This is a genomic window from Mesorhizobium sp. M1312 (assembly GCF_040318115.1).
In the GTDB taxonomy this organism is placed as follows: Bacteria; Pseudomonadota; Alphaproteobacteria; order Rhizobiales; family Rhizobiaceae; genus Mesorhizobium.
Genome location: NZ_JAMYLQ010000021.1, coordinates 84,934 through 98,172 on the forward strand (window position 1 = coordinate 84,934; position 13,239 = coordinate 98,172).

Consider the following 13,239-nt stretch of genomic DNA (forward strand, 5'->3'; position numbering starts at 1 on the left):
AGCAGTTTTAAAAAATGGCAGACGGCAATCGATTTTTCCCGGCCCCGCGCCTCATCCTCGCCGCTTTGGTGGCGGGCGTGCTGGCCGGCGCGGTCGCGGTATATGTCAGCGAGAGCGGTTCTGGCAACAACGCGCCCGCTCAAGTCGCCGTTGACGACAGCAAGGACGATGTCGCCTGCGCCGCCAAGGTCGACCGTGCCAAGACGGTCGCGGCGGCTGCCACCGGCCAGGTTGCCGCACTGTTGCCGGCCGATCCGCCGCAATCGCTGAAAGGTCTTGCCTTCGACGACCCTGGCGGCAGGCCGATGACGCTCGCCGGCCATGCCGGCAAGACGGTGCTGCTCAATCTGTGGGCGACATGGTGCGCGCCCTGCCGTGCCGAAATGCCGGCGCTCGACGCGCTGCAGAAAGAAATGGGCAGCGACGCCTTCGAGGTCGTCGCGGTCAACGTCGATGTCGGCGACGACACCAAGCCGAAGAAGTTCCTCGAGGAAACCGGCGTCGAGGCGCTCGGCTATTACCGTGATTCGACGATGGCGCTGTTCAACGATCTCAAGACGCGCGGCCTGGCGCTCGGCCTGCCGGTCACCATGCTGATCGACGGTGAAGGTTGCCTGATTGCCCACATGAACGGCCCGGCCGAATGGTCGAGCCCCGATGCCAAGCGGCTGGTCGAAACGGCGCTTGGCAAGTCGGACTAGGCACCGGCCATCGTGCCGGTCCTGTCGCGTTGTTCGAGTGGTAAGCCGGCTTTTCAATTGCTTTCTATCGGCGCTTATTTCGAAGCGTGCACCACTTTAGGTGGAGATCAAGTTCATCGATCCGCAACAAAACCGTTGTCCAACTGTCACGAGCGGCACATATTGCCTTTGCGAGGGTGCCACTTTCGCCAATGATAAACGGGAGATGAAACATGAAGTTCTTCGGCTTCGCGGCCGGTGTTGCCGCCACCTTGACCCTGTTTTCCACCACTTCCGCCTTCGCCGTCACGCAGATCAGCTGGTGGCACGCCATGACTGGCGCCAATGCCGAGGTCGTCGACAAGATTTCTAAGGATTTCAACGCCAGCCAGAGCGATTATGAGCTGGTTCCGGTGTTCAAGGGCACCTATCCCGAGACGCTGAATGCCGGCATCGCTGCCTTCCGCGCTGGACAGGCGCCCGATATTCTCCAGGTGTTCGATGTCGGCACCGGCGTGATGATGGCGGCCGAGGGTGCGATCAAGCCGGTGGCTGAGGTGATGACCGGTGCCGGGATGACCTTCGACAAGAGCCAGTATTTGCCCGGCATCGTCGGCTATTATTCGAAGCCGGACGGCACCATGCTGTCCTTCCCCTACAACTCCTCCTCGCCGATCCTCTATTACAACAAGGACATCTTTCAGAAGGCGGGTCTCGACGTGAACAGCCCGCCCAAGACCTGGAACGAGCTGTGGGAAGCTGCCAAGAAGATCAAGACCAGCGGCGCCGCCTCATGCGGCTATACCTCGACCTGGCTGACCTGGATCCATCTGGAGAATTTCGCGGCGTGGAATGATGTGTCGTGGGCCACCCAGCAGAACGGTCTGGCCGGCGGTGATGTCGAACTCAAGATCAACGCGCCGATCTTCGTCAACCACTTCCAGGCGCTCGCAGACCTCGCCAAGGACGGCACCTTCAAATATGGCGGGCGCACTTCCGAAGCCAAGCAGATCTTCCTTGCCGGCGAATGCGGCATCTTCACCGAATCGTCGGGCGGCCTCGGCGACATCGTCAAGTCCGGCATGAACTATGGCATCGGCCAGCTTCCCTACGATACCGACGCCAAGGGCGCACCGCAGAACACCACGCCGGGCGGCGCCAGCCTGTGGGTGTTCGGCAACAAGTCGGACGAGCAATACAAGGGCGTCGCGGCCTTCTTCGCCTATCTGTCCAAGACCGATGTGCAGGAATATCTGCACCAGAAGTCGGGATACCTGCCGGTGACGCTCGCCGCCTACGAGGCGACCAAGAAATCAGGCTTCTATGAAAAGAACCCCGGCCGCGAGACACCCATCCTGCAGATGACGGGCAAGGCGCCGACCGATAACTCGAAGGGCGTGCGCCTGCCGAATCTGCCGCAGGTGCGCGATATCCAGAACGAGGAGTTGGAGAAGATGCTGGCCGGCCAGCAAACCGCTCAGCAGGCGCTTGACAATGCGGTCACGCGCGGCAACGCCGCGATCAAGGAAGCGCTGGAGAACTGACGAGATTATCTCGGTTAACCGATTGGAATATCGCCCACGCGAGCTCGCGTGGGCGACCCCTGGATAGCGAGGGAAATCAGCCTGTCTCCACGCATCGTCTTTCCCCACAAGATCCTGCCCTACCTGCTGGTGGCGCCACAACTCGCCATAACACTGGTTTTCTTCTACTGGCCGGCCGGTCAGGCGCTTTACCAATCGATGCTCAGGCAAGACCCGTTCGGGCTGAGGAGCAGGTTCGTCTGGTTCGCCAATTTCCGGAAGGTACTGGCCGATCCGGCCTACCTCAATTCGATCCAGGTCACCGTGGTGTTCTCGCTTGCGACCGCGATCGTTGCGATGGGCGTGGCCCTTTTGCTTGCAGTCATGGCCGAGAAGGCGGTGCGCGGCAAAGGCCTCTACCGCACACTGCTGATATGGCCTTATGCCGTGGCGCCGGCGATTGCCGGCATGCTGTGGCTGTTTCTGTTCAATCCTTCGATCGGCTCGTTGGCGTATTTGCTGAGAAGCCTCGGCATCGCATGGGACCCGCTGCTCAACGGCACCCACGCCATGATCCTGCTGGTGTCGGCGGCTGCCTGGAAGCAGATCAGCTACAATTTCCTGTTCTTCGTCGCCGGCCTGCAGGCGGTGCCGAAAACGCTGATCGAGGCGGCGGCCATGGATGGCGCCGGCGAGACCAAGCGCTTCTGGACCATCGTCTTCCCGCTGCTTGCGCCGACGACGTTTTTCCTGCTGGTCGTCAACACTGTCTATGCCCTGTTCGACACTTTCGGCATCGTTCATGCCGTCACCGGCGGCGGGCCGGGCAAGACCACCGAGACGCTGGTCTACAAGGTCTACAATGACGGCTTCGTCAATCTGATCCTGGGTGACTCGGCGGCGCAGTCGGTCATCCTGATGGCCATCGTCATTGCGCTCACCGCCATCCAGTTCCGCTATGTGGAACGCAAAGTCCATTACGGTTGAGAGCAGCGATGATCGGCCAATCCCCGCTCCGCACCTTTATCGCCCATGCCGTGCTCATCCTTGGCATATTGATCGTGGCTTTTCCGATCTACTACACCTTCGTTGCCTCGACACACACGTTGCAAACCATCCTCAGGCCGCCGCTGCCGCTGTTGCCCGGCAGTCGGCTCTGGAACAATTACAGCGAGGCGCTGTTCGGCGGTATTGGCCGCATCGGCGGTGTCAGCGTCGGCAGACTGCTCCTCAACACCACGGTCATGGCGCTCGGCGTTGCGGTGGGAAAGATCTTCATCTCGATCCTGTCGGCCTACGCGATCGTGTTCTTCCGCTTTCCCCTGCGCATGACCTTCTTCTGGCTGATCTTCATCACCTTGATGCTTCCCGTGGAGGTGCGCATTCTGCCGACCTACAAGGTAATGGTCGATCTCGGCATGATCGACACCTATGCTGGCCTGATCATCCCGCTGATCGCCTCGGCCACCGCGACGCTGCTGTTCCGCCAGTTCTTCATGACCATACCGGGCGAATTGGTCGAGGCGGCGCGAGTCGACGGTGCCGGGCCATGGCGCTTCTTCTTCGATATCCTCTTGCCACTGTCGCGCACCAACATCGCGGCGCTGTTCGTGATCCTCTTCATCTATGGCTGGACGCAGTATCTTTGGCCGCTGCTGGTCACCAACAGCAACGATATGAATACCATCGTCATCGCGCTGAGAAAGATGGTTTCCTTCGCCGATGCCGACACCGAATGGCACCTGGTCATGGTCACAGCGATGCTGGCCATCGTGCCGCCGATCCTGGTGGTCGTGCTGATGCAACGCTGGTTCGTGCGCGGCCTGGTCGAATCCGAAAAGTGAGAAGCCGATGGCGACCGTCGATCTGAAGGACGTGAAGAAGGTTTATCCCGGCGGCGTCGAAGCGGTGAAGCGCGTTTCCATCGCCATTCCCGACAAGGAGCTTTGCGTGCTGGTCGGCCCATCCGGCTGCGGCAAGTCCACGCTGCTGAGGATGATCGCCGGGTTGGAGACCATTTCTGCCGGTACAGTCGCCATCGACGGCAAGGTGGTCAACGCCATCGGTCCGACCGAGCGCGACATCGCCATGGTGTTCCAGAACTACGCGCTTTACCCCCATATGAAGGTCTACGACAACATGGCCTATGGCCTGCGCAATCGCGGCACGCCGAAGGACGAGATCGACAGCAGGGTGCGCTCGACAGCCAAGGTGCTGGAGCTTTCGGCGCTGCTCGACCGGCGGCCGCGCGAGCTTTCCGGCGGCCAGCGCCAGCGTGTCGCCATGGGCCGCGCCATCGTGCGCAATCCGAAAGTCTTCCTGTTCGACGAGCCGCTCAGCAATCTCGATGCGAAACTGCGCGGCCAGATGCGGGTCGAGATCAAGAATTTGCAGCGCACGCTTGGCGTCACCTCGGTCTATGTCACCCACGACCAGCTCGAGGCGATGACGCTGGCCGACATCCTTGTTGTCATGAACGCCGGACTGGTCGAGCAAACGGGGGCGCCGCTCGACATCTACGAAAAGCCGGCCTCGATCTTCGTCGCTTCCTTCATCGGCGCGCCGCCGATGAATCTTCTGGCGCTGACCGGAAGTTCCTCAGGCCCGATACTGGCTGACGGCACGGCGATCGGCTTTGCGGCTCCCGAAACACCAGCCGTGACACTGGGGTTTCGCCCTGAAGATGCCGACGTCACCTTCAATGCGGAGGCGCTGCCCGGTGCTCTGGTCCTGCCGGCGACGGTCGAAGCGGTCGAGCCGGTCGGTGCCGAGAGCTTTCTTCACTGCGCCGCAGCGGGCAGCCGTATCATCGTGCGCGTCTCAGGGCGCGCCACCGCAAAGCCCGGTGATCAGTTGCGCGTCGTGGCCAAGGCCGAAAAGCTGCATTGGTTCGATCAGGCTGGAAAGCGGGTCGATTGAGCAGCGAACTGCGAGAGACGCGAGAGCGTTTCAGGCAAACACATGCGCCTTGCCGGAAACGGTCAGCCGAACGATCTCGCCAACCACGGGTGTGTCCATGCCGGGCTTGCGCAGGATCAACGGCGTGTTGCCGATCGCGGCTGCGTCCGGTGGATCGGGACTGTTCAAGAGCCGCACCGCGATGGTGCACATCGAGCCGGCGAATTCGGACTCCGTGACCTCGCCGAACAGCATGTCCGGCGTGCCCGACATGCCTTCGCGCGATATCCGTTTCAGCAGCACCTGTTCCGGCCGCAGCATGATGCGGGCGATATCGCGCCGCTCGGTGCTGTCGACGGCGATGCGGCCGAGCGGCGAGCTGGCGAAGCCGTCCGCGATCTTGGCCGGCAGGATGATGGCATCGCCGAGGAATTCGGCGACCATCCTGTCCTTCGGCTTGAGATAGAGCTCGCGCGGCGTGCCGACCTGCGAAAATATGCCATCGCGCATCACCGCGACCTGGCTGGCAAAGGACAGCGCCTCGGCCTGGTCGTGCGTGACAAGGATTGTGGTGATGCCGGCGGTCTCCAGAAGCTCGGCCACCGCCTTGCGCATCGAGGCGCGCAGACCGGTGTCGAGCGCCGAGAACGGTTCGTCAAGCAGCATCAGCCGCGGCTTCATGGCCATGGCGCGGGCCAGCGCCACACGCTGCTGCTGGCCGCCGGAAAGCTCGTGCGGCCGCCGTTTCAGGATCGCCTTGTCGAGCCCGACGATATAGGCGAGCTCGACGATGCGCTCGGTGCGCTTGTCCTCGTGATGTCGCATGCCGAAACCGATATTGGCGGCGATGCTCAGATGCGGGAACAGGGCGCCGTCCTGCGCCACCACGCCGATGCCGCGCCGATATGCTGGCACGGCGGTGCCGCCATTGGCCAGCACCTCGCCGTCGAGCACGATGCGGCCCTGGTCCGGCGCCTCGAAGCCGGCGATCAGTCGCAGCAAGGTGGTCTTGCCGCAGCCGGACGGCCCGACGATCGCGGTGCGGCTGCCGCTGGTCACGCTGAGATCGACACCGGCCAGTGCGGCCACCGGGCCGTAGTGCTTGTGCACGTCGGTGAGTTCGAGGAAGCTCATCGTCCGGCCATCCGCTTCGACTGGACATAGAGCAGCCAGGTCAGGGGCAGCGACATCGCCACCATGACGAGGGCGTAAGGTGCGGCGGATGCATAGTCGATCTCGCCGCTGTGGGCCCAGAACGCCATCGCCAGCGTGCGGGTGCCGTTGGGCGCCAGCATCTGCGTTGCGGTCAATTCGTTCATGATGCCGAGCGCCACCAGCGCCATGCCCGCCGCGGCCCCGGGCGCCGACAGGCGAATCGTCGTCGACCACAGCGCCTTGAGCGGTGACCGGCCGAGACTGGCGGCGGCGCGTTCGAGCTCGACCGGCGCCTGCGCGATCGAGGCCCGCAGGCTGATCAAGGCGCGCGGCAGGAACATCAGCGCATAGGCAACGAGGATCGTGAACAGGGTCTGATAAAGCGGCAAGGCGATGCGCACGGTGATGGTGACCAGCGCCAGCGCCACGACGACGCCGGGCAGCGAGCCGACGATATAGTTGCAGCCTTCCAGAAGACGCTGCAGCGGTCCCGGCGCGCGGATCGAGATCCAGGCCATCGGCATGGCGGCGGTGGTGGCGAGCAGGGCGCCGGCGAGCGCCAGGAACAGCGTCTGGCCGAGCGCCAGGCCGATCTCATCGAGGTGCCAGACATCGGCACCGCCGGCCACGAGCCAACGGCCGATGGTGACGAACGGCACGCCCAGCGCCAGCAGGGTGGTGGCGACCGGCAGAGCCAAGCACGGGATCGTGGCGCGGCCGAGCCTTGTGCGTTGCTGCTGGCGCGCGGCGCCCGAGCCGACGCGGGCATAGCGCTCCTCGCCGCGCACCAGCACTTCGATCCCGAGCAGCACGAAACAGCATGTCACCAGCACCGCCGCCAGCATGTTGGCGGCGGGGCCGTTGAAGGTCGACTGGAACTGGTCGACGATCGCCGTGGTGAAGGTGTCGAAGCGGATGAACACGTAGAGGCCGTATTCGGCAAGGAGATGCAGGCCGACCAGCAGCGAGCCGCCGCAGATGGCGAGCCTGAGCTGCGGCAGCACGACACGCCGGAACACGCGCCACGGCCCGAGGCCGACGGCTGCCGCGGCATCTTCGAGAGCAGGATCGAGCCGGCGCAAAGCAGCCGCCACCGGCAGATAGAGGAACGGGAAATAGGCGACGACGGAAACCAGGACGCCGGCCCACAGGCCATGCAGTCCCGGCACCAGGGTGATCCAGGCGTAGCTGTGGACGAAGGCGGGGATGGCGAGCGGCGCCACCGACAGCCAGGCCCATAGCCGGGCACCGGGAAGACTGCTGCGTTCGGTCAGCCAGGCCAGCGCCACCGAGAGCACGATGCAGATCGGTACCGCGAGCACCACCAAAAGCAAGGTGTTGACCAGTAGCTCACCGACGCGAGGCCGGAACACCAGTGCCGATACGGTCTCCCAGCCGGTCTGCACGGCAACCCAGATGATGAAGCCAAGCGGCAGCAGGGAGAAAAGTGAGATCAGGATGGCGGCGAGCGAAATCCAGGATATGGGCCGCCGGCGCGTCCATCGCGCAGCCACCATGCCGGTCGGCAAGCCTGAACGTGCAAGGTCGGCCGCAGACTGCATCAGCTCAGGCGCCGCGCCGCTGCCGCCCGGTGGCGGAAGCCGGTCGAAGGGCCGCAAACGCGGCCAGAAACGCAGCTTGTCGTCATGGACGAATGCCACCTCGAAAAACAGAGCGCCCCTGCGGAAGCGAATTCCCGCAGGAGCGCAGTCGGTTGCCCTTTTAGGACGAACGCCGACTAAAGCAAGCCGGCTGCCGTCATCAGATCGGTCACCTTCTTGGAGTTCAGCGTCGTCGCGTCGACCTTCGGCGCCTGCAGATCGGCCAGCGGCACCAGCGCCGGATTGGAATCCGCGCCCTTGCCGACGGCGTACTCGAAGGAATTGCCGGTCTTCAGCACGTCCTGACCACCCTTGCCGGTCACCCATTTCAGGAAGGCCTGGGCCTCCTTCGGGTGCTTGCTGGAGGCCAGCACGCCACCGCCGGAAACCGAGACGAACGCGCCCGGATCCTGGTTCTTGAAATAGTGGAGCCCGATGTTCTTGCTGTTCTCGCCGGTCTTGGCCTGGTCGCCGTAGTAGTAATAGTGATAGATCACGCCACCTTCGACCTCGCCGGCATTGACCGCCTTCATCACCGTGCTGTTGCCTTTATAGGCGGTAAAGTTCTCTTTCATCGCCTTCAGCCAGTCGGCGGTTGCGGCCTCACCCTTGAGCTGCAACAGGGCGCTGACGATCGCCTTGAAATCGGCGCCGGAGGGCGAAGCGGCCCAACGTCCCTTCCAGCTCGGATCGGCGAGATCAAGCAGCGACTTGGGCAACTGCTCGGCGGTCAGCTTGGTCTTGTTGTAGACAAAGACGGTGCTGCGCGCGGCGATCCCCACCCATTTGCCGCTGGATGGCTGGTACTCCTGCGGAACCTGGGCCAGCGTCTCGGCATCGACCGGCGCGAACAGGCCGGCGGATTCGACCAGCACCATGGCCGGGGAGTTTTCCGTCAGGAACACGTCGGCCGGCGAGGCGGCGCCTTCGGCGACGATCTGGTTGGAGAAATCGCTGTCGCCGCCGTGCCGGACGGTGACCTTGATGCCGGTTTCTTTGGTGAAACCTTCAACCCAGGCATCGGTCAGGCTTTCGTGCTGGGCGTTGTAGACGACGATGCCGCCGTCCTGGGCCATTGCCGGGCCGGCGATCAGGCTGATTGCCAGTGCCGTGGCTCCGGCAAGGGCGGAAAGAGCATATTTCATGGACGTTATCCCTCTCGATCTCGATGGTCTTTGATTTAGCAAGGCTGCACCTATCAATTCCTGATCGGTCTAGTCAAGATTGATGAGCGGCGTAATCGGGCGCTGGAGGTGAAACCTTCGTGATATTCCCATATTCGGCTTGGACATTATTCGCCGGCCACGTAACAAATCAGCGCCGAGGCGCGAATATCGGGGAGTGAACTCTTGTGACCGGCAAGGACGAGGCCGAGCTTTCCCGGCTGATGCGGGCCGCGATCGCGGGAGATGAAAGGGCTTACGCCGACTTTCTGCGCCGGACGGCTGCTCTCGTTCGCGGCTTTGTCAGGCGCAAGATCGTTCAGGGCGGGGTCGATCCCGAGGATGTCGTGCAGGAGACCTTGCTGGCCATTCATGTGAAACGGCATACCTGGCGGCAGGATCTGGCTGTGCTGCCCTGGGTTTACACCATAGCGCGTTTCAAGCTGATCGACGCCTTCCGGCGGCGCGGGCGGCGCATCGAGATCGAAATCGATGAGATTGCCGAGACCTTCGCCGAACCGGAGGCCGAGACGGTCAGCGAGCGCGACATCAATCGGGCTCTGGACGGCCTGCCGCCGGCGCAGCGTTCCGTGGTCTCGTCGGTATCGGTCGAAGGCCGTTCCATTGGCGAGACGGCGGCGAAGTTCGGCATCAGCGAGACGGCGGTGCGCGTGTCGCTGCATCGCGGGCTCGCAGCCATCGCCAAACGGTTCGGGGCCAAACAAGTCGGGCGGGCCAAATAATTCGGGCGGGCCAATATTCGGGCGGGAAATGACATGAGGACCGACGATCTCATCAAGGCGCTCGACGCCGATGCCCGCAGCACGGCGATGCCGCTTGGCTCGGCCTGGTGGATAGGCGCAGGTGCGGCTACGCTGATCGCGGCGGTCGTGTTCTGGCTGGCGATCGGCCCACGCGCCGATATCGCCACCGCCATGCAGACGATGCGCTTCCTTGCCAAGTTCGTCTCCACGATGGCTCTGGCCGTCAGCGCCTTCGCCTTGATCCGCGCCCTGTCGACACCCGGTGCATCGACGGGCAGGGCGGCGGCCTGGATGATTGCCGCACCGCTGCTGGTGGCCGTGGCGGTGGTGCTGGAGCTGCTTTCCGTGCCTGCGGCGGACTGGGGCACGCGTCTGATCGGCAGCAATCTGGTCATCTGCCTGACGTTCATTCCGCTGATCGGCATCGGTCCGCTTGCCGTCTTTCTCGCCGTGCTGCGCTATGGCGCGCCGACGCGGCCGGTGCTTGCCGGAACGGTGGCGGGCCTGCTCGCCGGTGGGCTGGCGGCAACTTTCTATGCCGCACACTGCTTCGACGACTCACCGCTTTTCGTCGCCACCTGGTACACGATCGCGATTGCCATCCTCGCCGCGCTCGGGGCGCTCGGCGCGCGGATTTTCGTGCGCTGGTAGCGACGGCCCGAGATCGGAGACCGTGATGCTCTAACGTCAAAACTCATTCATTTCTGAACGACCTGGGTTTCGACCCGTTGCGCAAGTTCGTTCGGAGAACTTCTACGGCAAGCCCTGACCCAATCGAGACTTTACCCGAGGGTAGACGATGGGCAAATCCTGACTCCAATCCGGACCTTGAAGCGGTCTTAAGCGACCTCGGAACCGGACCTTTGCCGCTGGTCGAGAACGGTCGCAGCCTGATAGCCGAGCCCAATGATGGACATGGCGGTGGCTAAGATCGTTCCGGTTCGATCCGCCTTTCCCCTTTATTTCTACGCGGCCGAGGGAGCGGCCGCGGGCGCGAATGCAATGCTAACTGGCCCCGCTGGCCGCCACCGTCCCGGGGGCTGGTATGGCTGCGATGCGGGAAGCCACATTAATAGTGTCGCCTAGAGATCGAACACGTGTTGCCGTGCCCGATGGTTCTCGCCACCACTGGCCCGAATTCGACGCCGATTGGAATCTTTGCGTTCTTCATCTACGACCGCTCACAAGATTGTCAACAATCTTTAAAAGTTTTGTTGACAGGTGATTGATTTGAGCCTTCACTCACAAAAGTCCGCGTATCGGTCGAGTTCTGTCGCAACAATGCGCGGCCTCTAAGGGGAAGAACAATGATCAACAGACGTTCAATAATCACATTCGCCGCGCTCGGCGCCGTCTCCGCGCTGGCAATCATGGCCGGCGGCACAATCACGGTGCACGCCGCCAACAAGGAACTCAAGATCGGCTTTGTCGGCGTGACGAGTGGCGCGGCCGCTGCGTGGGGCACATCCAACGTCCGCTCGATGCAGACACGCGCCGCCTGGATCAACGAAACCGGCGGTGTGAAGATTGGTGACGAGACCTATGACATCAAAATCGTCACCTTCGACGACCAGAAGGACCCGAAGCGGGCGATCGCCGGCATGGAGAAGATGGCCCAGGAGGGCATCCACTATGTCGTCGGTCCGAATGTCGACGACGGCGCGGCGGCGGTGCGTCCCGTGGCAGAATCCAAGGGCATCATCTATTTTCCCTACGCATTCCCGAAGGAACTCTACACCCCGCCGGCGTCCAACGCCGTGCTCGGCATGATCGCCAACTACCAGTCGGCTCCGGCGATCTACAAATATCTCATGGAAAACAGGGGCGTGAAAAAAGTTGCCTTTGTCGCCGCCAACGAATCCGATCCGCTGAGCCAGCGGGATGGCGGTGTTGCCGCGGCAAAGGCGCTCGGGCTCGAGGTTGTGGCTGCCACGGATGTCTACCAAAACGATACCCGCGATTTCACGCCGGTACTGACGCCGATCGTTTTGCAAAAACCGGACCTGCTGGTGCTTTCGGGTGTCGCGCCCGGCAATGCGCCGCTGCTGATCCGCGCCGCGCGCGAGCTCGGCTACGAAGGTCTGATCTCCACCGAAACGGCGCAGGATGCCAAGGTGCTGGAAGAGGGCGCGGGCGAGTTGGCCAACGGCTTCATCTCGGTCGGCGGCGCATCGACGCCCGAAATCGCGTCCGACACGATGAAGGAGTTCGTCGACCGCTATACGAAAATGTTCGGCGAATACAATGACGAGTCCAACACCAAGGTCTACGCGCTCGAATACATCATCGAGACGCTGAAGGCGAACCCGGCCGCGATCGACAATGTCGAGGAGTTCAAGAAGACGATCGACACTTTCTCGGCGCCCAATCCCTATCTGAAGGGCGATGCCAAGCTGACCTATGTCGGAATGACGTCGTTTGGCCAGAAGCGCCAGCTTTCGGTCCCGATGGTGGTCACGGAATACCGCGACGGCAAGTTCGAGACGCTCTTCGTCGCTCAAGTCGATTGACGCAACTGCACTGAAGCGGATTGCCGCAGAGGCTCGTGCATTCGCCTTGAGCCTCTGAATGGCCGGGGAACCATCCTGATGGAACAAGTCATCGCCAACGGGCTTTATCTTGGCGCGCAATACGCCCTGATCGCGCTCGGCCTGACCCTGATCTTCGCGCTGATGAATGTGCTTAACTTTGCCCATGGGCAGATGTACGTTCTCGGCGGCTTCGTCACCTACACCGTCTATGGCCAGCTCGGCATGCCTTTCGTCGTCGCGCTCGTCGCGTCCGGGATCACGCTGCTGGTCATTGGAGCGCTGGTCGAGAAATTCCTTTTCAGAACGGTGATTAGGCGAAGCGTGCGGGAGGAAAGTACGATGCTTCTCGCGGCGGCGGTCGGATTCTTCCTCGACGCGGTGATCCTCCTCCTGTTCGGTGAAAAGCAGCGCGGCGTGCCGAAGATCGTCAACGGCGTCTTCGTCTCCGACAGCCTCATAATGCCTTACGACCGGCTGCTGGTCGGCGCACTCGCCATACTGTTCATCGCCTCCTTCGTGCTTTTCATGCAGTACAGCAAGCCGGGACGCGCCATGCGGGCGCTGGCGCAGGACCGGGTCGCGGCGCAGCTGATGGGCGTCGAGGTCGACCGCTATTCGATGATCGGCTTTGCGCTCGGCGCCATGCTTGCCGGCATAGTCGGCGGGCTGCTGGTCGCCATCACCGGCGTCAATTCGGGCATCGGCGGGTCGATCTCGATCAAGGCGTTCTTGATGGTGATGATCGGCGGGGCCGGCGTGGTCAGCGGAGCGATCGCCGGCGGCTTCATCCTCGGCATGATGGAATCGGTCGGCCTGACGGTGCTACGCCAATATGGCGACGTCACTTATCTCGTCATCTTCGCCGCGCTGATGGTGTTCCTGAGCATCCGCCCGAACGGGCTCATGGGTAAGCCGTGGGGATGA

General features: G+C 62.8%; 12 protein-coding genes. 9 read left to right on the forward strand and 3 right to left on the reverse strand.

What is annotated here, in order from left to right:
• Positions 1-14: 14 nt before the first annotated feature.
• The 5 genes from tlpA to NKH36_RS22580 all read left to right on the forward strand — a co-directional run bounded on the left by tlpA (position 15) and on the right by NKH36_RS22580 (position 5,122).
• Positions 15-701, forward strand: a complete 687-nt coding sequence (gene tlpA, locus NKH36_RS22560) for a thiol:disulfide interchange protein TlpA (protein WP_352961967.1) — start codon at positions 15-17, stop codon at positions 699-701.
• Between the two features lie 212 nt (positions 702-913).
• Positions 914-2,224 (forward strand): sn-glycerol-3-phosphate ABC transporter substrate-binding protein UgpB, encoded by a 1,311-nt coding sequence (gene ugpB, locus NKH36_RS22565; protein WP_352961969.1) that lies wholly within the window; start codon positions 914-916, stop codon positions 2,222-2,224.
• An 81-nt stretch (positions 2,225-2,305) separates the two neighbouring features.
• The gene (gene ugpA / locus NKH36_RS22570) at positions 2,306-3,190 is read left to right on the forward strand and encodes a sn-glycerol-3-phosphate ABC transporter permease UgpA (RefSeq protein ID WP_352962054.1); all 885 of its coding nucleotides are present in this window, start codon (positions 2,306-2,308) and stop codon (positions 3,188-3,190) included.
• Between the two features lie 8 nt (positions 3,191-3,198).
• Positions 3,199-4,047 carry a sn-glycerol-3-phosphate ABC transporter permease UgpE gene (ugpE, locus tag NKH36_RS22575; RefSeq protein ID WP_352961972.1) on the forward strand — a complete coding sequence of 283 codons (849 nt, stop codon included), beginning with the start codon at positions 3,199-3,201 and terminating at the stop codon, positions 4,045-4,047.
• Between the two features lie 7 nt (positions 4,048-4,054).
• The gene (locus NKH36_RS22580; RefSeq protein ID WP_352961975.1) at positions 4,055-5,122 is read left to right on the forward strand and encodes a sn-glycerol-3-phosphate import ATP-binding protein UgpC; all 1,068 of its coding nucleotides are present in this window, start codon (positions 4,055-4,057) and stop codon (positions 5,120-5,122) included.
• A 30-nt stretch (positions 5,123-5,152) separates the two neighbouring features.
• On the opposite strand, the gene NKH36_RS22585 is transcribed toward NKH36_RS22580, so the two are convergent.
• The 3 genes from NKH36_RS22585 to NKH36_RS22595 all read right to left on the reverse strand — a co-directional run bounded on the left by NKH36_RS22585 (position 5,153) and on the right by NKH36_RS22595 (position 9,002).
• On the reverse strand, positions 5,153-6,235 hold the full coding sequence (locus NKH36_RS22585; protein WP_352961978.1) for an ABC transporter ATP-binding protein: 1,083 nt from the start codon (positions 6,233-6,235) through the stop codon (positions 5,153-5,155).
• Positions 6,232-7,818, reverse strand: coding sequence for an ABC transporter permease (locus tag NKH36_RS22590; RefSeq protein ID WP_352962057.1), 1,587 nt, complete (start codon positions 7,816-7,818; stop codon positions 6,232-6,234). The genes NKH36_RS22585 and NKH36_RS22590 overlap by 4 nt, the downstream gene beginning before the upstream one ends.
• A gap of 176 nt (positions 7,819-7,994) precedes the next feature.
• Entirely contained in the window at positions 7,995-9,002 is a 1,008-nt protein-coding gene (locus tag NKH36_RS22595; protein WP_352961981.1) for an iron ABC transporter substrate-binding protein, read from the reverse strand.
• A gap of 206 nt (positions 9,003-9,208) precedes the next feature.
• On the opposite strand from NKH36_RS22595, the gene NKH36_RS22600 reads away from it, so the two are divergent.
• The 4 genes from NKH36_RS22600 (at position 9,209) to NKH36_RS22615 (ending at position 13,239) form a co-directional block, all read left to right on the forward strand.
• Positions 9,209-9,763 carry a sigma-70 family RNA polymerase sigma factor gene (locus NKH36_RS22600; protein WP_352961984.1) on the forward strand — a complete coding sequence of 185 codons (555 nt, stop codon included), beginning with the start codon at positions 9,209-9,211 and terminating at the stop codon, positions 9,761-9,763.
• A 33-nt stretch (positions 9,764-9,796) separates the two neighbouring features.
• Entirely contained in the window at positions 9,797-10,435 is a 639-nt protein-coding gene (locus tag NKH36_RS22605) for an NrsF family protein (RefSeq protein WP_352964593.1), read from the forward strand.
• Positions 10,436-11,091: 656 nt separating this feature from the next.
• On the forward strand, positions 11,092-12,294 hold the full coding sequence (locus NKH36_RS22610) for an ABC transporter substrate-binding protein (protein WP_292209467.1): 1,203 nt from the start codon (positions 11,092-11,094) through the stop codon (positions 12,292-12,294).
• 78 nt (positions 12,295-12,372) lie between these two features.
• The gene (locus tag NKH36_RS22615) at positions 12,373-13,239 is read left to right on the forward strand and encodes a branched-chain amino acid ABC transporter permease (protein ID WP_352961991.1); all 867 of its coding nucleotides are present in this window, start codon (positions 12,373-12,375) and stop codon (positions 13,237-13,239) included.